This window comes from Blastopirellula sp. J2-11 (genome assembly GCF_024584705.1).
Taxonomy (GTDB): domain Bacteria; phylum Planctomycetota; class Planctomycetia; order Pirellulales; family Pirellulaceae; genus Blastopirellula.
Genome location: NZ_CP097384.1, coordinates 331212 through 354874 on the forward strand (window position 1 = coordinate 331212; position 23663 = coordinate 354874).

Annotated in this window: 15 protein-coding genes and 1 pseudogene; 11 read left to right on the forward strand and 5 right to left on the reverse strand. The window is 55.7% G+C overall.

The features are described 5' to 3' along the window. The first annotated feature begins 330 nt into the window (after nt 1-330). The 10 genes and pseudogenes from M4951_RS01435 (at nt 331) to M4951_RS01475 (ending at nt 15046) form a co-directional block, all read left to right on the forward strand. Nucleotides 331-4581, forward strand: coding sequence for a discoidin domain-containing protein (locus tag M4951_RS01435; protein ID WP_262024705.1), 4251 nt, complete (start codon nt 331-333; stop codon nt 4579-4581). Nucleotides 4582-4660: 79 nt separating this feature from the next. Next, nucleotides 4661-5080 (forward strand): nucleotide pyrophosphohydrolase, encoded by a 420-nt coding sequence (locus tag M4951_RS01440; protein ID WP_262024706.1) that lies wholly within the window; start codon nt 4661-4663, stop codon nt 5078-5080. 148 nt (nt 5081-5228) lie between these two features. Next, entirely contained in the window at nt 5229-8567 is a 3339-nt protein-coding gene (locus M4951_RS01445) for a PVC-type heme-binding CxxCH protein (RefSeq protein ID WP_262024707.1), read from the forward strand. A 196-nt stretch (nt 8568-8763) separates the two neighbouring features. Next, nucleotides 8764-10218: a sulfatase gene (locus M4951_RS01450; protein ID WP_262024708.1), complete on the forward strand. Its 1455-nt coding sequence runs from the start codon at nt 8764-8766 to the stop codon at nt 10216-10218. 144 nt (nt 10219-10362) lie between these two features. Then, nucleotides 10363-10674, forward strand: coding sequence for a hypothetical protein (locus M4951_RS01455; RefSeq protein WP_262024709.1), 312 nt, complete (start codon nt 10363-10365; stop codon nt 10672-10674). 129 nt (nt 10675-10803) lie between these two features. Continuing rightward, nucleotides 10804-10893: pseudogene (locus M4951_RS25610) on the forward strand (DUF2905 family protein); the annotation flags it as partial. Between the two features lie 319 nt (nt 10894-11212). Next, nucleotides 11213-12163 (forward strand): helix-turn-helix domain-containing protein, encoded by a 951-nt coding sequence (locus tag M4951_RS01460; RefSeq protein ID WP_262024710.1) that lies wholly within the window; start codon nt 11213-11215, stop codon nt 12161-12163. Nucleotides 12164-12465: 302 nt separating this feature from the next. Then, nucleotides 12466-13371 carry a DUF1559 domain-containing protein gene (locus tag M4951_RS01465; protein WP_262024711.1) on the forward strand — a complete coding sequence of 302 codons (906 nt, stop codon included), beginning with the start codon at nt 12466-12468 and terminating at the stop codon, nt 13369-13371. Next, a complete protein-coding gene (locus M4951_RS01470; RefSeq protein ID WP_262024712.1) occupies nt 13368-13862 on the forward strand; it encodes a hypothetical protein in 495 nt (164 codons plus the stop codon). Before M4951_RS01465 ends, M4951_RS01470 begins: the two co-directional genes overlap by 4 nt. Nucleotides 13863-14011: 149 nt before the next feature. After that, the gene (locus tag M4951_RS01475) at nt 14012-15046 is read left to right on the forward strand and encodes a TlpA family protein disulfide reductase (protein ID WP_262024713.1); all 1035 of its coding nucleotides are present in this window, start codon (nt 14012-14014) and stop codon (nt 15044-15046) included. A gap of 99 nt (nt 15047-15145) precedes the next feature. On the opposite strand, the gene M4951_RS01480 is transcribed toward M4951_RS01475, so the two are convergent. Then, nucleotides 15146-15484 carry a CPCC family cysteine-rich protein gene (locus M4951_RS01480; protein ID WP_262024714.1) on the reverse strand — a complete coding sequence of 113 codons (339 nt, stop codon included), beginning with the start codon at nt 15482-15484 and terminating at the stop codon, nt 15146-15148. Nucleotides 15485-15762: 278 nt separating this feature from the next. Here M4951_RS01480 and M4951_RS01485 point away from each other — a divergent pair, with 278 nt between their 5' ends. Beyond that, complete coding sequence (locus M4951_RS01485; RefSeq protein ID WP_262024715.1) at nt 15763-18018, forward strand: efflux RND transporter permease subunit; 2256 nt, start codon at nt 15763-15765, stop codon at nt 18016-18018. 87 nt (nt 18019-18105) lie between these two features. Here M4951_RS01485 and M4951_RS01490 read toward each other — a convergent pair whose 3' ends face one another. The 4 genes from M4951_RS01490 to M4951_RS01505 form a co-directional block, all read right to left on the reverse strand. After that, nucleotides 18106-21414, reverse strand: a complete 3309-nt coding sequence (locus M4951_RS01490; RefSeq protein WP_262024716.1) for an aminotransferase class I/II-fold pyridoxal phosphate-dependent enzyme — start codon at nt 21412-21414, stop codon at nt 18106-18108. A 579-nt stretch (nt 21415-21993) separates the two neighbouring features. Then, nucleotides 21994-22428 carry a secondary thiamine-phosphate synthase enzyme YjbQ gene (locus M4951_RS01495; protein WP_262024717.1) on the reverse strand — a complete coding sequence of 145 codons (435 nt, stop codon included), beginning with the start codon at nt 22426-22428 and terminating at the stop codon, nt 21994-21996. Between the two features lie 120 nt (nt 22429-22548). After that, nucleotides 22549-23187, reverse strand: coding sequence for a DUF4291 domain-containing protein (locus tag M4951_RS01500; protein ID WP_262024718.1), 639 nt, complete (start codon nt 23185-23187; stop codon nt 22549-22551). Continuing rightward, nucleotides 23184-23651 carry a hypothetical protein gene (locus tag M4951_RS01505; RefSeq protein ID WP_262024719.1) on the reverse strand — a complete coding sequence of 156 codons (468 nt, stop codon included), beginning with the start codon at nt 23649-23651 and terminating at the stop codon, nt 23184-23186. The genes M4951_RS01500 and M4951_RS01505 overlap by 4 nt, the downstream gene beginning before the upstream one ends. Nucleotides 23652-23663: the final 12 nt, after the last annotated feature.

The following is a 23663-nucleotide window of genomic DNA, read 5'->3' on the forward strand; positions in this document are numbered from 1 at the left end:
TGTCACTGAAATTGCCCTGAACCAATGTTGTGAATGAAAAGTGAAAGTGGAGCCTGGCAGATGCAGCCTGCCGCCCCGAGGAGGGGAATAAAAATTGGCTATGAAAAATAGATCGCTCTTGATGGATGTGGCGAAAAAGCATCGTACGGTTCTCCGTAAATAAACGTCGTCAAGGCTGTCCTGATCGGTGGAATCGGAGTTTGCGGTCTTTCCGGTCCTCTGCATTGGACAAACGGGGAGAGAATCAGCGAGCGGCAGGTTATAATGGAATCGGATTTCTCCAAACCGAACCCACCTGCCTACCCCCTCTCTCATTTCTCGATGCCGCCCATGAAACGCACTTCGCTCGCTCTGCTGCTTGTCTGTCTGATCATCACCTCGGCCCAAGCTCAGACGGCTCCCAAGCCGATCAAGGCCCTACTAGTGACCGGCGGTTGCTGTCACGACTACGACAATCAGAAGAACCTGATCAAAATCGGCCTAGAAGAACGAGCGCTGATGGAAGTAACGGTGGTTCATCAAGGGGGCTCCACCACCGATACGAAGATTCCGCTTTATCAAGATCCGGATTGGGCCAAGGGATACGATATCATCCTGCACGACGAGTGCTTTGCTGGCGTCAACGATCCTGCTTGGACGGCTCGCGTGTTAAAGCCGCATCAAGAAGGCGTGCCAGGCGTAGTGATTCACTGTGCGATGCATTGTTATCGCGACAAGACGGATCAATGGTTCAAGTTTTGCGGCGTCACCTCGCATGGTCATGGGGCTCAATATCCGCACGAGGTTTTGAACGTCGACGCCGAACATCCCATCATGGAGGGGTTTGGCGCCGCGTGGGCTAATCCTCAGGGAGAGCTGTATCACATCGCCAAGCTGTGGCCCGACGCCCACTCGTTGGGAGTCGCCAAAAATCAAGACAACGGCAAAGCCGAGACTTGCGTTTGGGTCAATCAATATGGAGACACGCGCGTTTTTGGCACCACGCTGGGACACCACAACGAAACGGTCAGCGCTGACAAGTTTCTCGATCTGTTGACGCGCGGCGCGCTCTGGGCCTGCGACAAGCTAAACGCCGACTATCTAAAGCCGGAAATGCCGAAACTGGTTCCGGTCAACCTGGCGCAGGGAAAACCGACGACCGCTTCGAGTGAAGAGACCGGTAAAAGTAACTTCAAGCAACTTGCTGTCGACGGCGATCCGGCGACTCGCTGGTGCGCCGGAAACGGCAGTGCGCCTCAGTGGTTGATCGTCGACCTCGAAACGCCGCAATCGATTCATGGCTGTAAGATTGATTGGGAGTCGGATCAAACGATCTATCGCTATACGGTCGACGTCTCTTCGGATCAAAACGTCTGGAAGACCGTCGTTGATCGATCCCAGAATGACGGAGACCGCAATCACCAATTTGACTTTGCGGCCGATGACGTTCGTTATGTTCGCGTGCAATATCTCGGCAGCAACACCGGTGGTTGGGGAAGCGTTCGTGAGCTCTCCGTCTTCGGCGACCAGTGGACGACAATTGATCCGGTCGCGGACGCTGACAGCGCCGATGCCGAGCTGCTGGCGAAAGTAAAAGTGCCGGAGGAGTTTGACGTCACGCTGTTCGCAGCTCCGCCGGCGGTCACCTATCCGGTCTATGTAGCCGCCGCGCCCGATGGCGTCGTTTACGTTTCGGTCGACAAAAATGGCTCGCTCGACCGCAAGCTGAATCGCGGCGCCATCTATCGCCTGCGCGATATTGATGGAGACGGACGTGCGGATGAATCGAAGTTGTTCGTGTCGGATGTGGACTCGCCGCGGGGACTGGTTTGGGATCGTGATCGCTTGTACGTGATGCACCCGCCGCATTTGAGCGCTTTCATCGATCATGACGGCGACGGCGTTGCGGACGAAGAAAAAGTGCTGGTCAAAAATATCGCCTTTGATTTCAAAGATCGGCCGGCCGATCACACGTCCAACGGCGTGACCCTGGGTATCGACGGTTGGCTTTATCTGGCGATCGGCGACTTTGGATTTATGGAGGCCGAAGGCGCCGATGGGACCAAGTTGCAATTCCGCTATGGCGGCGTCATTCGCGTTCGTCCCGATGGCAGCGGATTGCAAGTCTACTCACGCGGCACGCGCAACATTCTGGAAGTGGCGCTCGATCCGCGACTGAACGGGTTTACTCGCGACAACACCAACGACGGCGGCGGCTGGGATATTCGCCTGCATCATTTCAGCGGGCACGAAACGCATGGTTACCCGCGACTTTATATGAACTTTGGCGATGAGATCGTGCAACCGTTGGCTGATTACGGCGGCGGTTCTGGCTGCGGCGCTTTGTACTTGAGCGAACCTGGTTTTCCGGGTGAATATGGGGATGCGATCTACACGGCCGATTGGGGCCGCAGCATGATCTATCGCCATCTGCCGAAAGCCAGCGGCGCCACGTTCACTGCGGACCAAGAGGAATTCATCAAACTGCCGCGAGTGACCGATTTGGACGTCGACGCGCAGGGTAACATCTACGCAACCAGCTGGGATGGGGCCACGTTTACTTATAACGGTGAGCATGTCGGCTCGCTGATTCGCGTGACCCCCAAGGGATATCAGGCTAAACCGGTCCCTGATTTTCTAACGGCGACCGCGGAAGAACTGGTGAAGCTGATCGCCGATTCGGCCAGCCATCGCATTCGCTTAGCGGCTCAGCGAGAACTACTGGCCCGCAATGTCGATGATGCGTCGGTCGCCGCTTTGACCAAGCTGGTTGAAAACAAATCGGCGCCGCTCGACAATCGGGTCGCGGCAATCTTCACGCTCAAGCAATGGCTCGGCCAGAAAAGCCATGCGATTTTGGCCAGAGTCGCTGCTGACGAAAGCATGCGAGCCTTTGCGATTCGCGCGTTGACCGATCGTTGGGATCAACAAACGGAAATTCCGGTTAACCTGCTGCTGGAGAGCTTATCGTCGAGCGATGCTCGGACGCAGCTTGAAGCGATCGTTGGCTTAACTCGTTTGGGCGACGTCAAAAATGGCGCTGCGATAACGGCCTATTTGGACCATCAAGATCCGATCATCGCGCATACCGCCGTGCAAGCGCTGATCAAGTTGCAAGCCGCGGGCGCCGCCCTGGCGGTGATCGACAATCCCCAAGCGTCGTCTGCTCAGCGAACCGGAGCGATTCGCGTGGTGCAATCGTTGCACGACGCCGATGTCGTCACCGCATTGATCGAACGTTTGGCGAAAGAGCAAGACGCCGCGCGTCGCAGTGATCTGCTGATCGCGCTCTGCCGACTTTACAATCATGAAGGCAAGTGGACCGGGCAAAGCTGGGGAACGCGTCCCGATACGCGCGGTCCCTATTATCAGCCGGAGCCATGGAGCGAGTCGCCGCGCATCGCCGCCGCGCTGAAGAATCAGTTGGAATCTCTTTCGCCGACCGACGCCGAGTTTCTGCTGAAACAATTGGCCCGTCATCGCGTCGATCTCGACGGCAGTTTGCAACTTGTGTTGACTCGCGCCGCCGCTGACGCTCAGTTTATTCCCGCTGCCGTCACCAAGATCGCGGCCGGCGATTCGCTGCCCAGCGAAGCGATTCCGTTGCTCGAAAAAGTAGTTGCCGATGAAACCGCGGAAGCGGCCGTGAAATCGGCGGCGGTCATTGCTTTGCTACGTTCACAGAACAAAGACGTTTTGGCTACTGCTCACGCCGGTCTGAATGCGCTGCATAGCGACACGAAGTCGAAGGCTGCTTATCTGGCGGCGTTTGATGCGTTTAAAGATTCGGGACGCTTGAGCAGTTGCGTTCATCCCTTGCAAGAGATGGCCGTCTCCAACGAGGGGATCGCATCGGTGTGGGCCGACGCCGGCCTGGTTTTGCTTTCGCAACAGAAAAAGCTTTCTCCGGAAGTGCAAGCAATCGTCGCGAAGTCGGTTGACTCTGGCTGGAGCGATCGTCCGCGTCAACGACTCGAGGCCGTCTATCTGGCGAATGATCGTCGAGCCGAAGAGAAAATCATCGAACTGCTCGCGTCCAACGATCCCCAAGTCAGCGGCGCCGCGCAGCGGATCGCCAACGCCTGGCAGATCAAAGCCCAAATGCCGAGCGGACCAAAGCTGAAGACGATGAAGCCGGAAGAAATCATCGCCCAGGTGATGAAGAAGAAAGGGGATGTCAAGCGAGGCGAGCAGCTCTTCGCCAAGCTTACCTGCAATCGTTGCCATACGGTCGATCCGAACGAAAAGCCGATCGGTCCTTACTTGCCGCAGGTCGCCAAAACTTACAGGCGTGAGCAATTGGCCGAATCGGTGCTGCTGCCGAGCAAAACGTTCGCGCAAGGTTTTGTCACCAATATCTTTTTGCTGGACGATGGACGCGTCATGACGGCGTTTATCACCAGCGAAGCTGCCGACGAAATTATCATTCGTGACGAACAAGGGAATGAGCACAAGCTTGACCCGGATGCGATCGATGCTCGCAAGAAGAGCGAGGTCTCTGTGATGCCCAAGGGACTGACTGACGAGATAACGCTGGACGAGTTCACCTCGCTGATCGACTATCTGCAATCGTTGGCCGCAAAGGCTCCAGACGCCAAGTAAGCGGATCGCCGACCTTTTCGTCGCGTGATCGGCGGTTTAAGCTGGCGGTTTTCGCTCCTCTTGTATGCGGAACCGCCTGATGACTGACGAAGCGCCGTCGCTGAATACGCTGATCGATCGTCTGACGACCGACGACCAAACCTCGGTCGCCGCGATCAAGCAAATGATTTCGCAGTTTGTCGCCGAACGGGACTGGCGGCAATTTCACGCTCCCAAAAATATCAGCATGGCGCTGGCGGTCGAAGCGGCCGAACTGATGGAACATTTCCAGTGGCTTACGGTCGAAGCGTCGCGGGAAGTAGAGTCCGACCCCGCCAAGATGACCGCCATCGGCGAAGAATTGGCCGATATCTTATGCTACGGGCTCGCATTGGCCAACGAGCTGAATATTGATGTCGCGGCGGCGATGAGCGACAAAATGCGGAAAAACATCCGCAAATACCCCAAAGACGAATATCAAGGGCGGTACGGCAAAGACGATCCAGGGCGCCGCGACTAGCCGCAGTCGACCGAGCCCCTGACCAGGGAGTTGCTCGAAGTTTTTCAGGCGATTAGGCTAAAAGATTCGACGCCGTTTCCCTCCCGCCTAGGCGTCGTCGATCTCCCCAGGCCGTATTCTGTCGTTTGTTCTACCAAGGTCGATCGTCGTGAAGCTATTTGCACCGATTCTCGCGCTGGCGCTGTCGACGCTAGCGCTCCCTTCTTTCGTTCGTGCCGAAAACGATGTTCCCGAACCGGAGACGCCGCAAGTTGCGCCCGCCTCGGACGAAGGGAAGAACGCGATGTCGGGCTTCCAGATGCCTGCAGGCTTCCAGGTCGAGCTGTTCGCCGCCGAACCGCGGATCGCGAATCCGGTTGCATTTTGCTTTGATCCGACGGGACGCGTGTTTGTCGCTGAGACATTTCGGCAAAGCAAAGGGGTCGAAGACAATCGCGGACACAACTATTGGCTCCATGATGATCTGGCGGCGCAATCGGTCGAAGATCGCCGCGCCTACATCCTCAAACACCATCCCGAAGCGAAAGAGTCCTACACCAAACATGACGATCGCATTCGTCTGATCGAAGATCGCGACGGCGATCACCGGGCCGATCACGATTCGGTCTTCGCCGATCACTTCAACGATATCGTCGAAGGAACCGGCGCCGGCGTACTGTGGCTGAACGGCGATCTCTTTTACACGAACATTCCCAATCTCTGGAAGCTGCGCGATACCGACAACGACGGCGTCGCCGACCAGCGCAAGGCGCTTTATACCGGCTTCGGCGTGCGGTACGCGTTTCGTGGACATGACATGCACGGACTGGTCGTTGGCAACGACGGCAAGGTTTATTTCAGCATCGGCGATCGCGGCTACAACGTCCGCACCAACGCCGGCGTACTGAAAGATCCCGGTAGCGGCGCCGTGTTTCGTTGCAATCCGGATGGAACGGAATTGGAAGTCTTTTATACGGGGCTGCGAAATCCGCAAGAGCTGACGTTTGACGACTACGGCAATCTGTTCACCGGGGACAACAACTCGGACAGCGGCGATGCAGCGCGGTGGATCTATCTGGTCGAAGGGGGAAACAGCGGTTGGAATATGGCTTTCCAATATCTCAGCGATCGCGGACCTTGGAATCGCGAAAAGCTATGGCACCCCTTTCACGAAGGCCAGGCCGCATATCTGAATCCGCCGATTCGCAACTTTGGCGACGGGCCGAGCGGCCTGGCGTATTATCCCGGCGTCGGCCTCGGAGAAAAGTTTCGTGGGACCTTTTTCCTCTGCGACTTTCGCGGCGGTCCCGCCAATAGCGGCGTCCGTTCTTTTACGCTGAAAAACAAAGGCGCCACCTACGAAATGGTGGACCACCAACTGGCGATTTGGCACATTCTGGCGACCGACGTCGATTTTGGCCCCGATGGAGCCATCTATGTCAGCGACTGGGTCGACGGTTGGAACGGGCTCAACAAAGGGCGACTCTATCGCTTCTTCGATCCGAAAGAAATCGATCAGCCGATCGTCAAAGAGATGCAAAAACTGCTGGCCGCCGGGTTCACCGACAAAGCGACGGACGAACTTGGCAAGCTGCTGGCCCACCCCGATCGACGCGTTCGCCAAGGGGCTCAGTTTGAACTGGCTAATCGTGATGCATTAGACGTCTTCAACCAAGTTGCGACCAGCAGCGACAACCAATTGGCTCGCTTGCACGCGATCTGGGGCATTGGACAAATCGCCGACAAGCTGCGCGACGTTCGCGAACGGGCCGAGCCTGCCAAAGCGCTCAGCGAAACGATGGTGAAGGACGCCGATCCCGAAGTTCGCGCCCAAGCGGCCAAAGTCCTGGGCGATCTCGAAGTTCCGGAATCGCTCGTCGCGCTGCTTGACGACGAGAACCCGCGGGTGAAATACTTCGCCCTTGTCGGCGTTTCCAAGGGAAATCATTTTGGCGACACGCGGCCGATGTTCGAGCGGATCGTCGAGATCCTCGCCGAAAACGACGATCAGGACCCCGTCTTGCGACATGGCGCCGTGCTGGCCTTGGCAGCTACGCGAAACGTCCAGCAGATCGGCGATCTGTCAAAACATGACTCGGTCGCGGTTCGTCGCGCCGCGGTCGTGGCGCTGCGACGACTGCATAGTCCGTCGATCGTCCGGTTTTTGGGAGATGGAAATGAGTCGGTTGTTCTGGAAGCGGCTCGTGCGATTCATGATTTGCCGATGGAAGCCGCGATGCCGCAACTTGCCGGCCTGATCCATCGCGGGCTAAAAGACAACGCTTTATTACGCCGCGTCCTGAATGCAAACTTTCGACTAGGTGACGCCGAGACAGCCGCCGCCTTGGCCGAATACGCCGCTGATTCCAACGCGCCGGAAGCGATGCGGTTAGAAGCGCTCGCGATGCTGCAAGACTGGGCCGAACCGTCGCCGCTGGATCGCGTGCTGAACTTCCATCGTCCGCTGGAGAGCCGCGACGCCGAAGTAGCGAAAGCCGCGCTGGTCACCCAATTGCCGGGTCTGCTGGCCGGTACCGAGAAAGTTCGCAACGCCGCCGCGCAATTGGCCGCCAAGTCTGGTATTCAAGAGGTCGCACCGGTTTTGATCGCGTTGATGAATGACGCGGAGCAAACTCCGCAAACTCGGGCCGATGCGCTGACCGCTGCAGTCGCACTGAACGCTAACAACAAGTCGGTCGTGCTTGACGCGCTTTCGTCCGATGTGCCTGAGGTTCGCGCCGCCGCCCGTTCGTTGCTGGAGAAGGTCGCTCCTGACCAGGCGATCGCCAAGTTGGCAGGCGGAGCGAAAGCCGGCACGAAGGTTGAACGCCAGCAGGCGCTTGCTTCGCTGGCCGAGACCAAATTGGATGGCTCCGCCGCAGCGATAGCCGATCAAGTCGCCGCGTTGTTAGCCGGAGAAGTGCCGGTCGATACGCAACTGGACGTGCTGCAAGCCGCCGAAGCGAAACGAGACGACAAAGCGGTAGGTGAGTTGCTAGGCAAGTACGAAGCGACGCTCGACGCATCCGATCCGCTGGCGATGTATCGACCGGCTTTGGCGGGCGGCGATGCCGAGAAGGGACGTAAGATCTTCTTTGAAAAGACGGAAGTCTCGTGCGTCCGTTGTCACCGTGCTCAAGGAACCGGCGGTCGCGTCGGTCCAGAACTCGACAAGATCGGCGCCGAAAAAAAGCCGGAGTATCTGCTGGAAGCGATCGTCCGCCCGAACGCGAAAATCGCGAAAGGATTCGAGTCGGTCATGGTCCTGACGGTCGACGGACAGACGCTCTCCGGCGTGTTGAAAGAAGAGACCGACGACGCGCTCAGTCTGGTCAACGCCGAAGGGAATTTGCTGACAATTTTGCAGGATGACATTGATGTTCGCAAAGCGGCGAACTCGCCGATGCCGGAAGATATCTACAAACATCTTTCGCGACAGGAAATCCGCGACCTGGTCGCCTTCCTGGCGAACCTTAAGAAGGGCGCAAAGGGCGCCGGGCACGAGTAGGCGGCGCCGCTGGAATGCGGCTGGACACTTACTTTAAGCCGGGTTGGTATCGCCATCGTTTTCCCTCGCTGGCGCAACGGGCTAGTGTTGCGTCACGCGAGAATTTTTGGCTTTGACCAAGGGAGTGTGGAACGGCGCGTTTCGTTTGTGTAGCCTGGGACGTAGAAACCTGCCCGCCCATTGAAAGCCTACCGACATGCTATTCCGTGCTCTCTTCGCTTGCCTGGCCTTTGTTGCGTTTTTCGCGTCGCCGCTATTGGCGGCCCAGGATCGCCCCAACATCATTTTGGTGATGGCCGACGATCAGGGGTGGGGAGACGTCGGCTATAACCATGCGGCGCCGATCTTGACGCCGAATCTGGACAAAGCGGCTGCCGAGGGGGTTCGCTTCGATCGGTTTTACGCCGCGGCTCCGGTTTGCTCGCCGACACGCTGCAGCGTGTTGACCGGCCGCAATCCAAATCGTTCGGCGGTCTATGCTTGGGGGTGGCCGATTCGTCCGCAAGAGATCACCTTGGCCGAGCGGCTGCAAGTCGCAGGCTACGCAACGTCGCACTTTGGCAAATGGCACCTCGGTTCGGTACGCACTGACAGCCCGGTCAATCCGGGCAAGTGCGGTTTCGATCACTGGATCAGCGCTCCCAATTTTTATGACAACGATCCGATCTTGTGCGACCAGGGTCGTGCGATTCAGTATCACGGCGAAAGCTCGGACGTGACCGCTGACCTGGCGATCGATTGGATTCGCGAGCAGGCGAAAAGGGAGAAGCCGTTCTTTTCGGTCGTGTGGTTTGGTTCGCCGCATAACCCGCATATCGCCGCGGACGCCGATCGCGAACTGTACAAAGATGAGCCTGCCAAGTTTCGTGATTACTACGGCGAAGTGACCGGTATCGATCGGGCGTACGGCAAGATCCGCAATACGCTGAAAGAGTTGGGAATCTCTGACAACACGATTCTGTGGTACTGCAGCGACAATGGCGCCGACAAGGCGAAAGGCTCGGCCGGCCTCTTTCGCGAGAAGAAGGGTTCGATCTACGAAGGCGGTTTGCTCGTGCCGGGCATTCTCGATTGGCCGGTTCGCTTTCCGGCGCCGCAGACGACATCGCTGCGAGCGACCACCTGCGACATCTTTCCGACGGTGCTGGCTGCCGCCGGACTGTCGCCAGATGAGGAACGTCCGCTGGATGGGATCAACCTGCTGCCGCTGCTGACGGCGAAGACCGAAGCACGACCGCAACCGATCGGATTTTGGCAGACAGCCAACGGTGGAATGCCGGTTCGTTCCGATGCGATGATGCAAGAGCTATTGAACAAGCAAGCGGCTGGCGGCGATTTGCCGGTGGAAGAAGTGAGTATTCATGCGGCTGACCTGCCGCAACCGCCGGTCTCAACTGATACCTTTCCGGGACACGCGTCGCTGATCAGCGGCGATTGGAAACTGCATCGCATTGAGAATAAGAAAGGAGCGGTTCGTTTCGAGTTGTACGATTTGGCCGCCGATCCGTATGAGAAGCAAAACGTACTGAAGCAGTATCCAGACGTAGCCGAGCAGCTGACGAAGCTGCAACACGATTGGCAACTTTCGGTCGTCAACAGCTTGAACGGCGCTGATTATTCGTTGCCTAATGGGCCAACTGTCCAGCCGTGATTCGGCCTCTATAGGGGCTAAATGCTTCTATTTGACGGAGCGATCCTTGGTGCGCCTACAATTGCATTAACGGGCAAACGGATTGCGACACACCTAACTTCTGCGTCGCATTCAGGTATCCCCTACGTTTCAAGGAGAGGCGCCATGAACGACGTGCAAATGACCAAAGAGTGGCGACATGTTCGCGAACGGCTTGAAGCAGCCGCCGAGCGACACGTCGCTCATTATCCCGATACAGAAGATGCGGTTCGACGGCAAACAGCTCTTTTTTGCGCCCAAACGCCGCCAGCCGAAACGGAAGAATTGCTTGACCGAATTCTCGCGGCGAATGATCTAACCGCTTCCTGGACCCGTGATGAAGCGTCGGCCGAGGTGCCGAATGATCGCGTTGATGAGTCCAGCGTCGAATCATTCCCGGCCAGCGATCCGCCCAATTGGTCGCCGACCATTATTTAGGCGAAACAGGAGTTCGCGAGAGCAAACGACCAAACGTCAACATGCGAGAGTTGATTATATTCAGCGGTCAGCGGTCTGGTCGGCACGGTGGAAATCAGACTGCTGATCGCCTCATAGCTTTCTCGGCTCGGTCGCTTGCTTGGCGATATTCGGGTTGAAGAGAACAACGTCCGTTTCCACTTTCCATTGTTACCGGCATCTTACTCAGCTTTCTCTTGAGCGGCGTGCTGTTATGGCGGAGATAGATTGATACAGCAAGCGGAGGACATTTTCTCTGCTATGAGTTTGGCGATCTCGCACTTGATCCCCAGGAAACCGGGCTCAATTTTTCAGCGGTTTCCCTAGATGCTTAGGTAATGATGACTTGCCGGCCGCTAATCGTATGCGACAGGCAACCCCTTGATCTGGCGTTTTTTGAACCTAGGCCTTGGGTTCTGCGCGACTTCGCCGATCTGTCATAAAACGTTGAAGAACTTGGCGATCTTGTTGATAATAGCTGCCTCGCCGTTCTTCGTGCTGACATGCAGAATGAGATGTCATGAGTTCTCTGGACGCCATCCTATCCCAACGTGATTCTCTTTCGATGGGGGTCGATTCATGGGAGATGTATTGCCAGACGCCCAACTGGCAGCGTGAGCGGATGATGGCCGTGAATCACTTTCATGACCCCGGCGGGCAATTTGAAATTGCCGAAGTGCTGTTGTCCGAGGCGATCGATGACGGCGATCCCGGCGGGATGAAGCTTTTGTCGTTGTTGTTGAACAGCGGTGCAAAGCATCCCCTAGAATTGGATATGGGGTTGGGAAAATATCATCGTCCCAATCGACCAGGCAGCATCGTTTTCGTGAGCGATCAACTTCCGTCCGAGATTAAAGGAGTAGGTCCCTTTCACTCGATCGCTTGGTATATTCGGCCCGAAGTTCTGCAGCGGCGGGCCAGTCGCATCTTGGGACGCGAAGCCCCTGCGATGGACGTTTTGCACTCAAAATCGTTCCGAGACGATGCGATTGAAGTGCTGCTTAAGCGACTACTTCACCAGTTTGAGAGTCAGCCCGCGGCAGGCGCCAGGATGACCGCTGACGATCTGGTCGACGATCTCATTCGCCGCTTGTTAGTTCTTACTGAAAATCAGTTGCCGGAGCCGCTCGGACCGAAAGAACGCCTGCGACCGGCGTCGATCCAACGTACGCTGGAATATCTGCACGCAAATTTCGCCCAAGAAGTTTCGCGCGACGATCTTGCCCAAGCAGCCGGCGTTGATCCCTGTCACTTCACGCGTTTGTTTCGTCAAACCATGGAACTGACCCCTTCTCGTTATCTCTTGCAGGTGCGCATTGATCACGCGAAGTACCTGCTGCGGTATGGGAACCCGGATCTGACGCTTGACCAAATCGCCGCGCAATGCGGCTTCTATAACCAATCGCACATGGGGCGAGAGTTTCGTCGTCAGGTGGGGACAACTCCTAACCTGTACCGGGTTTATTCTTAGTTTCCGCCAGAGCCGATTGCTGAAAAGTCTCTCACGACTGCATGCTTTTTGCGCAATTTTCGCCCGGTTCTCCATGGTTGCTCGGCGAACGGTTTTCTCTCGCGCATTTTCTGTCTCATAGATAAGCGAGAGAGGGTTCCGGAGACGGTGCGGCATGTCGCTGGAATGTCCGTAAGCTGCTTTCATGCAAGGGATTGCGTCTATTTGGCGCCGCTGCTGTCGGATCCCCGAAAGAGATCGGTATAGCGTTTGCTAATTTTGACCAAGCAAATATCCCGTATTCCTTTTTGGGTGACGAATCGATGAAAAAGCGTGGTTTTACATTGGTCGAACTATTGGTCGTGATTGCGATCATCGGAGTTCTCATAGGGCTTTTGCTTCCCGCAGTACAACAGGCGAGAGAAGCGGCTCGCCGAATGAGCTGTACGAATAATATGAAGCAACAGGGGCTGGCCCTGCATAACTATCACGATACCTACGGCGCATTGCCGAACGGAAGCATCTCGACCAACTGCAGTCCCAATATTTCAATCTTGCCCTTTCTAGAAGCCGGAAACGCGGAAGACCTTTACGATCATACTAAGCCGTACAACGATACCGAAAACCTTGATCTCAATAACAAAATGCCAGACGCCTACATCTGTGCGTCGACTCCGCAAGGAGGCGAGCCGTTGACGTCGTCCAAGGGCTTGGGCTTTCAAACTTCCGACTACAGTTATGTTCTAAATTCGACATTGGGATATTCGGGAACATTCGCTCGCTATAGCCCATTCAGCAAGATAACAGATGGGCTGACCAACACTCTCTTTATGTATGAAGCCGCGGGGCGAGCGCACATCTACTTCAACAACACGCAGATGTCCTCAAGCTTTGAAGAAAACGTCGCAGGCACAGGCATCGTCTGGGGCGACGCTGTCAGCGTCTTCTCGGTGCCATGGACGGGATATTCAAACGGCCTGCGACTTCAAGCTCAGACTTATGTGCTGAACGCGATGACTCCGGCGGATACTTATCCGACAGTGATCAGCACCGGCAACGTCATGAATAACACCAACTTCTATGGGAACGCTTACTCGTTTCATACCGGCGGGATGAACTCACTATTGGGAGACGGGTCTGTTCATTTCATTCGCGAGAATATTGACGCTGCAACGATGGAAAAATTAACGAATCCGACCGATGGCGACGTAGTGGGGGCCTTTCAATGAATCTCAGCCACATGAATATCAACCGGCGTTTTGCTGGGATCGTGATGAGTTTGTTGGTCGTGATCGGCTGCAATCGCGACTCTAGTTGGCAGGCGCGGACCTATCCTGTCACCGGCACGATCACGATCAACGACATCTCACCCCAAGACGCGGTGTTGATGCTTTACCCCACCGGAGAAAAGCTCGATATGCGGGATTCGAAGAGCTGGGGACTGGTCAAAGAAGATGGATCCTATGAGCTTTCAACCTATGGGTTAGGCGATGGCGCGCCCGCAAGCAGCTACGTAGTGACGCTAACCTGGCCGCAAGGGACGAGACTTTACCCCGTTGATCGTCTCGATGGCAAGTTCGCGAATCCGGACAATCCCGTGACTGAAATCCAAATTAAGCCCGGGCGAAACACGCTGCCGCCGATCACCCTTTCTAATGTCAAGATCTTGCCCACGCCTTTGAACAATGAGTTTTTTACTCCCGGTCTTCCCAGCAACTAAGGGCCGGGGTTTTTGTCCAATAATCCTCGATTGATTGAAAAATGAAAAAGTACCGAGTTCGATTTGGGCTGATGGTCCTGTGCATGGTTGTGCTGAATTGGGGCCAGCCCCCTATCTCATTCGCAAATGAGACGGAAAAGTCTGAACCAGTGGAAGCTGTCAGCATCGCCAACCGACTTTGGAAGATTCAAGGAGCGGCTTTCAAATACGAAGGTGCGACCCTCGAAGAAAAACAGGCGTCGCTTCGTAAGAACCTCGCCGTCGGCGTCGAAGCGATGAAACCATTATTGGAAGAGGACCTGTCTGTTGATGATCGACTGCAAGCGGCGGCGCTTCAGCTAAAGCTGCTGAAGCTGCTGATGAAAGCCGGCGAAGCGGAAAGATCCGTCGAATTAGAAGCGGCCCTCCAGGGGTTAGCCGCTTCGGACGAACCGCGACTCAGGACCTTGGGCGAAGAGTATGCGATTATGTTTTCATTAGACGGCGTCTCGACACTGGAGCCTGCCCTGCAGGTGAAGCGAATCGACGCAGCGATCGCCTATGTGCTGGGGCAAGCGCCGACGAAAAAATTGCTGCAATTCGCCGTGAACTGCGCGGCCTTCATCGAGCCGGCGACAGAGTATGGTCCGGCCGCCAAGGCGCACCAGAAACTTGCCGAGCATTTTCTCTCGGCCGACGACCCTGCCTTAGAGAAGGGGGGCAAGAAGTTTCAATTGACTGCGAAGCGTTTGAGCTTACCCGGCATGTCGATGGAATTGACGGGGACCACGATGGAAGGCAAATCGTTTGATGTGAAGCAACTGAAAGGCAAAGTCATTTTGGTCGACTTTTGGGCGACTTGGTGCGGACCATGTATCGCCGAATTTCCAAAAATGAAGGACCACTATGCAAAGTACCAATCGCATGGCTTCGAAATTGTCGGCGTGAGCATTGATGAGAATCGTGAACATCTCCAGCATTTTTTGGACAAGAACGAAATTCCTTGGATCATCCTGCACGAAGAAGGGGACGAAGAGAAGCAAGGATGGAAGCACCCAGTCGCCAAACAGTACGGCATTAGCGCTGTTCCTTGCATGATCTTGATCGACGCCGATGGGAATGTCATCACGACACAAGCTCGCGGCGAAGAGCTGGAGCGGCGATTGGAGTCGCTCTTCCCAGGCGTAGAATCGAGTGAGTCGTAAAGTCGATCGTTGAAATATCACAGCCAAGCGATTAGCAGGTATGTTTGCCGTTTGGCTGTTTTTCTTTTCTTCGCAGAGTAGAGCGCTAGCTCGCGTTTCTTAAGCGCGCCAGTAGTACGGCGGCGCGTCTTGCCCGGCAAAGTCTAAATACTCGGATCCGTTGGTTGGCTGCGGTTCGGTCGTGGCGCAATCTGCGGCGGTCAACGGTCGCCAATCAGCGCAGCGGCGATAGGTTTCGACCATTTGTTGGTCAAGGGGAAACTTTTTCAGCACCGCTTCTTGCCAGAGCCAAAGCGAGCCCTCGTTCGATCCGTACGGCAATTGGGGAAACCGCAACTGCACCGGGTCATCTTCCCAGCCGCAGACTGGGCAAATCTCGTAGCTGCCGGTTGGATCGTCAAAAACTTCAAAACCGCAAGCGGGGCATGGGTAGGGCATCGTGATCGGTTTTCCAATCCTTGTTCGCAGGAATATCAAAACATATCGAGGCAATCGATTCGGCCATCTTGGCGGCGATTCGCGAAATTGGCGCTCGCCTGCGTCTCGGCGCCATATTCTTCGACGGCTGCTCCATTCTCGCGCACAGCTTTCTCGGTTGTCTAGCGGAGTACTTGGTCATTGCTTGAGATCGATTTGTCGCAGCCCAGGGGAAATGCTACAAACGTGAAGCCTCTTCTAGGGGTGTCGACTAGAAACGACTCTCCAGCAGCACGCACATGCCTTACGAAAACGCCAGCATGCGAAGGAAGACCATCGTCGCGGTGGTGCTTTTTCAGTTTCTCATCGGCGCATCGATCTGCATCCTCGGCATTTTGAAGATCGATACGAACATCGAAGATGTGATGCAATGGCTCCCCGACCATTCGGACGAGCGCGACCTTTATGAGTCGCTAGTGTCGCGGTTCGGCGTCGATGATTTTCTGCTGGTGACTTGGGACGACTGTACGGCCGACGACCCGCGCCGACAGTTGGTCGAAGATCGGTTGCAGCGAGACGATGTCAGCGGGCTCGTCGCAAAGACGATCTCAGGCGCCAACTTGCTGGAGAACAACAGTGCAGGCTATGAGACGCAGGGGGCGATTATCGAGCGGTTTCGCGGGTTCTTCTTTGGTGAGAACGACCAGACCTGTATTGCGATCATTCTGACTAAATCAGGCATGACGAATCGATTGGATTCGATGGAGTTTGTCGAAACGGCCGTGCGCGACAGTGTCGGCGCCGATCAAGCGGGATTGCTGATCGTCGGCTATCCGGCGATTTCAGCGGAAGGGGATAAGCTGATCCGCCAGAATTTGACCAACGCGCTGCTGCCGTGTTGCCTGTTGGCGACAATTGTGGCGTGGTTCTTTCTCCGAGACCTGCGGCTGGTTCTGGTGGTCTTCCTCACCAGCGGCGTCGCCAGCGGCATGAGCATCGCAATAGTGACCTTGAGCGGTTACAAATGGGGCGGCCTGACTTCGGCGATCCCTGCGCTCACGTTTATCCTGTCGGTTTCCGGTACGTTGCATCTGATCAATTATGCCCGCGGCGCCGATCATTCTCAGATCGCCGCAACGGCGCTGCGGCTTGGTTGGAAGCCTTGTCTCTTTTCCGCATTGACCACGGCGGTCAGCATGTTGTCGCTCAGTCATAGTGAATATCAGGCGATCCGCGAATTTGGATTTTTTTGCGCAGCTGGCGTGGTGAATTCGGTCTTTTGGCAATTAGCGTTCGCACCTTGGGCGTTGCAGTTGATCGCAGGAAAAATCGAGACCGGGCGTGCTGGCGCGTCACTGGCTCCGTTACATGACTGGACAGCGGCGCATCCACGTTTTGTCTTTGGCTGGTTCGTCGTAGCGCTTGTGGTGACGGCCTGCGGCTTGCCGATGCTCCAAAGCGGGCTCGAGGTCGAAGAGATGTTCGGATCTGAGATCGCGACGATTCGCGACGTCGCCCGCTTTGAGGCGAAGATCGGTCCGATCGACCAAACCGAACTGCTGGTCGAATTTGTCGCCGCTGATCCGGCTCAGTTGGCGGATCGAGCGGCCGCGATTCGCCAACTGCAAACGGTTCTGGAAGAAACCGCGGAAGTCGACGCAACCTTGTCTGCGACTGCCTGGTTGCCGCCGGAATCGGAGAAGCGCGGGATCGCCGGCGTGAGCCAGCGCGTCTTGTACCGCAAAAAGCTGGCAGGCTTACGCGAGCAATTGACCGAGACTTCTTATTTGTCGCTTCAGTCGACGCCCTCTGGCGAAGCGATCGAAACTTGGCGAATCAGTCTGCGCTTTCCCTTTTCGAAAAGCGTCGATTTTGAGCAGTTGCGAGATTCGGTGGCGATCGTCGCCAAGCAAGAACTGGCGAAACGGTATTCGCCCGACGAGATCCAGATTCAACAGACCGGCGTTGGCCTGCTGTACCATGTCGCGCAAAACAAGTTGATGGCCGATCTCTTTTTCAACTATCTGCTGGCTTTCGCCGTCATCTGCCCGTTGATGATGCTGGCGCTTTGGTCGGTTCCGTTGGGCCTGCTGTCGATGATCCCCAACTGTTTTCCGGCGATCTGTTTGTACGGAGCGATCGGACTGTGGGGGCAACCGATCGATATCGGCATTGCCATCGCCGGTTGCATCGCGCTGGGAATTGCGGTCGACGATACGACCCATTTTATGATGCGGGCCAAAGAAATCGCGCTACGCGAAGAGGGATCGTCGAGAATCACTAGCAGCGCAATCCGAATCGCCTATGCGCAATGTTCACGCGCCATGTTGGCGACAACGTTGATCGCGACGGTGGGACTCGCCGCCTTCTTAAATCAGACGTTGTTGGTGATGTCGCGTTTTTCGCTGGTCTTGATTCTCTCACTGCTCATCGCACTCGTTTGCGATCTGTTGCTGCTGCCGGCGCTGCTTTATACGTTTCGCGTGACGGGCCCGCCGGATGGTAGGCGGGTAGAAGTGGGAGATCGCAAATCGAGTTGCTCAAGCGGCTATTAGGAAGCTTTCTCTAAGGTTGCTTGAAGTAAGCCGCGCATTGTCCTTATCCAGTGATGCGAAAAATTCGCACCGCTCTCCGAAATTCGATCACGGCGCCGAGAATGAGGAGGAAGTACGAGAAACGGTAATGGTTCTCTTCTCCATTCCTTTCGCTTCCAACGCTCGCTCCATGCGACTTTGAGATTGCATCGTTGACAATGCTTGGAAGACGCTCAACGCACTGTCGATTTCATCCTCGGTTAACGACGCAGTCACGGTCGCGCGGATTCTCGGCTTGTCCATCGGCACGGCTGGGTAGAAGACCGGAACGACAAAGAGCCCCTGATCGCGACAGAAACCGACGGCTTCCAACGTTTCTTTTTCGGTCGAGAAGATGATCGGAACGACCGCCGATTCGGTTGGCGGCACTTCAAAGCCGAGTTGCCGCAGCCCGCTCACAAATTGGTCGCACAGCCTTCGCAGCCGATCGGCCAAATGAGGCTCACGTTGAATGATCTCGAAGCACTTACGAGCCGCGCCGACTTGGGCCGCCGGCAATGCCGCCGAGAAGATGAAGCCTCGTGCGGTGTGCTTGAGAAAATCGATGATCTCTTGGCGAGCGGCGATGAAGCCGCCGCAGCTGGCGATCGATTTGGAAAGCGTGCCCATCTTGATGTCGATCGCGTCGTCCGGCAGGTCGAAGTGTTCTTGAATTCCCTTGCCGGTTTTGCCGATCACGCCCAAGCTGTGCGCTTCATCGACCATTAACAACGCGCCGTACTCGCGACATAGTTGGATGATGCGCGGGAGGGGAGCGATATCGCCTTCCATCGAATAGACGGCGTCGACGATGACAAGCATGCGTCGTCCACGGTGTTCTTTGAGAATCTCTTCCAGCTCTTCCATGTTGTTGTGCGAGAACATCAGGAAGGTCGCCGCCGAGAACTGGCAGCCGTCGACGATGCTCGCATGGTTCAACTCGTCGCCGATGACGAAATCCCCTTTGCCGACCAGAGCGGCGACCGTCGCCAGATTCGTCATGAATCCGCTGCTATAGACGATCGCATCGTCGGAATGGAAAAATTCGGCAATCTCCTGCTCAAGCTGTCGATGCGCGTCAAAGGTGCCGGCCAGCAGGCGCACGCCGTGGGCGCCTGTCCCATACAGGGCGATCGCTTCTTCGGCAGCCTGGTTGATCTCGGGCCGATTGATCAGGCCGAGATAACTGTACGACGCCATCATTAGCATCTTCTGGCCGCCGACCCAGGCATAGCTTCCTTCTTGTCTTTCGATCACGGTGCCGAAATAGTCGTGCCCAGCATCCCGAAATTGGTGGAAGCGCTGGAGGCCTTCTTGGAAGAAGCCGAGATAGTCGGCCTGAGTCAGCGCGGCATGACCGTTGCCGCCGGCCAACGAATTGGTCGGCACGCGGCGACCAAGGAATTGACTTAGCTCATCGATCGTATGTTGCTGGTAGAGCGTGTCAGCTTCAACGCTGAAGCCAAGTTTTTTCTCTAGCCGAGCGCCGATGTCGGCGGCCGCCAGCGAGTCAACGCCGAGCGAAGTGAACGTCGTGTGTCCATCCAGCGGTGGGAGTTGTTGCTCTTCGTCGCGCGCCCATTCTTGCAAGATGTCGCAAATGATCGTGGTCAGTTCCGCCGAACCGGAGGGAGAAGTTTCGACCGTCTCCGGCGTGCGGACCGCCGATTCAAAGACGATTTCAAAATCGCCGCTCTCGAAGCGTTTTTTGGCCAGTTGCCGCTGTACTTTTCCGCTAGAAGTGGTCGGAAAGGTCGCGGGACGCACGAACATCAAATCGGTCAGCGCCACTTCAAACTGATTGAGGATCGCCGAGCGGAGCGTGTCGATCTTGTGGTGAAGATCCACCAACTCGCCGTTGCCGCCGCCGTTGTTGGACCAGCGAACCATCTCGCGGGTTCCTTCGGCGATCACCAGCAGTTTTTCTTCCCCATTGCTCTCGACGGAAAATGCGGCGCAACTGTTCGGTTCGATCACTTCGAAGTGTTGCTCGACCAGTTCCTCAATGTCTTGCGGATAGATGTTTCGTCCACGAATGATGATCAGATCTTTCAAGCGACCCGTCACATACAACTGTCCGTCTCGGAGAAACCCATAGTCGCCGGTACGGAGCCAATTGCGATCGTCTCCCTCGAGCTGGGCTTGGAACGCTTCGACGGTCTCGTTGGTCCGATGCCAGTATCCTTGAGCGACGCTGTCGCCGTTGAGCCAGATTTCTCCAACTTCATGGGGGCTGCGCTGGATGAAGGTCTCGGGATCGACAATCCGAACTTCGAGATCAGGTCCGACCTGGCCGCAACTGACGAGCGGTCGACCTTGATCCGAGTCGACGATCTGATGTTGGACAAGCTGTGCGGCGTCAACGGTGACAATATCGGTGTTCGCGAGCGGTGGTCCACCAGAAACAAGCAGCGTCGTCTCGGCCATGCCGTAGCAAGGGAAGAAGGCCTCGGGACGGAAGCCGCAATCGGCGAACGCTTCGCTGAATCGCTGCACGGTCTCAGCGCGAACCGGTTCGGAGCCGTTGAAGGCGATCGTCAACGACGAGAAATCGAGCTTTGTCTTTTGCTGGGGCGTGATTTTTTTCGCACATAGATCGAAGGCGAAATTGGGAGCGCCGGTCGCTGTCGCGCCGAAGTCCGTCACGGTTTGCAGCCACTTGATCGGTTCGCGCAGGAAGGTGTTGGGCGCCATCAACACGGATGGGAACCCGACAAACAGCGGCGCAAGAATGCCGCCGATGAGTCCCATATCGTGGAACATCGGCAACCAAGAAACGACCGTCGACTCTTGGGTGAATTGGAAATACTGCTGGATCAGTTGCTCGTTGGCGACCATGTTTCCATGAGTCACCATCACGCCCTTAGGAACAGCGGTCGAACCTGACGTGTATTGCAGGAACGCCAATTGATCGCTGTGGAGTTGCGGCAGCGATCCGCCGCTCGCAGCGCTCCGTTCATTGGTAGCAAGGACCGTCGATCTCGGCATCGCACGAGCAATTTCGCCTTCGACATTCCGCTTGGTCTCGGAAGCGCAGAGGAGCAAACGGGGCGAACAATCCTCGGCGATGGTGAGGATCCGTTCGGCGTTGCGATTCTTCTTGGGGGGATAGGCGGGAACCGCAACGATCCCGGCGTACAGACACCCCAGGAACGCTTCAATGAAATCAAGACCGGCGGGATACATCAACAACGCTCGGTCGCCCGGTTCAACTACCTGCAGCAAGCGGTGAGCGATTTCCCGGGCACGTGAATCAAGGTCTCGGTAATTGACCGAGATTTGCTCTTCATCCGATTTCAGAAAGGTAAATGCGGTCTTGTCCCCCTGCGATTCCACATGGGCACGCAAGGAATCAAGGAGGGTCTCGGTTTTCTTCATCTGTTACCCTCATGGCATCAGAGCGTTTGAACATTATCGAACAATTGCATGGACGTCGAAGTGCCCACTAAATCCACATTTCCCAATGTGTCCACAATGTCCAATGCAACTACAATACCCAATGTAATTACATAAGCAATCCTTTGCATGGCCGAAAATGGCTCGATTGGTTTTTATCCAGAACCGAAGCGGAGGGGTTGACTTTTTTGGCTACGAGGTTTTTTCCGCCTCTAACTTCTCTTTTCACCAGCTCAAGGGCGATTTCTCGCGATCTCTCAAGGATCTGAACTGAGAATTGTAGCTCGCGAATTACCACTACGGGTGACAAGAACCACGCCATTGGAGATGTTTCACGGACGGAGCGGTCCGTCTGGCCGGAAGTTGTTTTATATCAAGGAGTATTGATCTCAGGCGATGGAGGCGTAGCCCAATTCGCTGCCGATCAAGATCTCGGCTGCTAGCGGTCTTACGTTGGCAACGTGAAAGCCCCTGAAAACGGGGTAAGGCAGGAGGCCTTCCTTGCGCCGCAATGGCTCGATGAGCGTTGCGAATGGAGGCAAATTTCGTCTCGGTTTGTCGTTACTCCCCAATCACCTTGATCAAAATCCGCTTCCGCCGCTTCCCGTCAAACTCGTAATAAAAAATATGCTCCCAAGGCCCCAGATGGAGCTTGCCCCCTGTGATCGCCACAACGACCTCGCGTCCCATGATCTGGCGTTTGTGATGCGCGTCGGCGTTGTCTTCGCCGGTCCGATTGTGGAGATAGCCGCCTTGCTTCGGATCGCCGCCGGGGTTGAAAGGGACCAGTTCTTCGAGCCAGCGCTCATAGTCGGCGTGCAGGCCGCTCTCGTCGTCATTGATGAAAACGCTTGCCGTAATGTGCATTGCGTTTACAAGAACAAGTCCATCTTGAACCCCGCTCTGAGTAACCAGGTCCTCGACTTCGGAATGAATCGAAACGATCTGCCGCCGCTGCGGAATATCCATCCACAGTTCTTTAGTCAGCGTCTTCATTTTGGATGTTCTTGGGGGCTTGAGGTCCGTTTGGGATCTCCAGGATCGCGTCCGAGACTGCGTCTGCCGCACTCAGTTACCTTTAAGACTAACACGACCCACATGACCTGGCGACAAAAGCTATATCGACTCAATTCCAATACGTGAGGATATTCGTTTGCTTGGAAGATAGGGACGTTCAAGTGGTGTGATGAGTTCCTCGATTCGCTCGCCGATTGCGTTTTCACGTTGGGCTACGACGAATTCGCTCATGTCCATAATTTCGACAATCTCTTCTTTTCCATAGTCTTCAAGTGTGGACCCACGTAATCCAAGTTGAATCGCTCTTCGTTCATCCTTAGCTCCATTCGGAAGGTGATCTGGGTCCCATTGCAGTCGTACTTCCGATTGAGATACGGCAGACTTCCACTCATCCTGACTTGAGAATTGTTCTGGATTGAATGTAGAGGGTACGGCTTTTTCAAGAATCGAGTCAAAGAAGGTTCGGCGAAGTCGAATAGCCAAAATTATTTCCTGCCCGGAAGACTGCCCCCAATTGCTCCGATACATCATCCAAAGAAAGTTCGGTTTGATCCAACTCATTCGGTTGTAGCTGAAATCGCCGCCAAAGTACCCGTTGCGAGCAGCGAACAGGCCAATTGATGGGGAGTAAGCTTGGTACACCAAGATTGTTTCGTCATCAAAGCATGCCAGAAGATGCTTGCCAGACGACGGCCATTTCTCTTTCTGATTTCGATAACGCTCTGTGGGAATTGTCATGATCTTGGAAACTCGACAAAACCGGCGCCATCTTCGATGCCCGTCACAACGCCGTCGAACGCCTCGATGAGTGCGACCATGCAACCGACGCCACCGTATGGGTAGGCAAGTGCATAGAAAGAAAGTCGTGCGTGGTTACCGCGAACGAGTTCGCAACGGATGAGATTGTATTCGCCGTTCACAAATGCATCGATGAGTGAATCGAAGTCCCATTGAAGCTCGGTTGCCTGATCCGTTGGTATGATTGCAACAGGGCGAGTTCGTAAATCTTCAGTTCGCTTTTGCCTCAAGTCGTCAGGTGGCCAGTAGAATTTGGCCAGTGACTCTTCGTCAAAGAACTCAAGCAACTCTTCATTCGGCCGCCAGTCTTCGGCGTCCTTGTCGTGCTTGAACACATCGAACACCCGTTTCATTGCGGTGAATCGATCCAACGAAGCGATTGTGAAATCAACGTATTCACTCATGGCGGTGCTTCT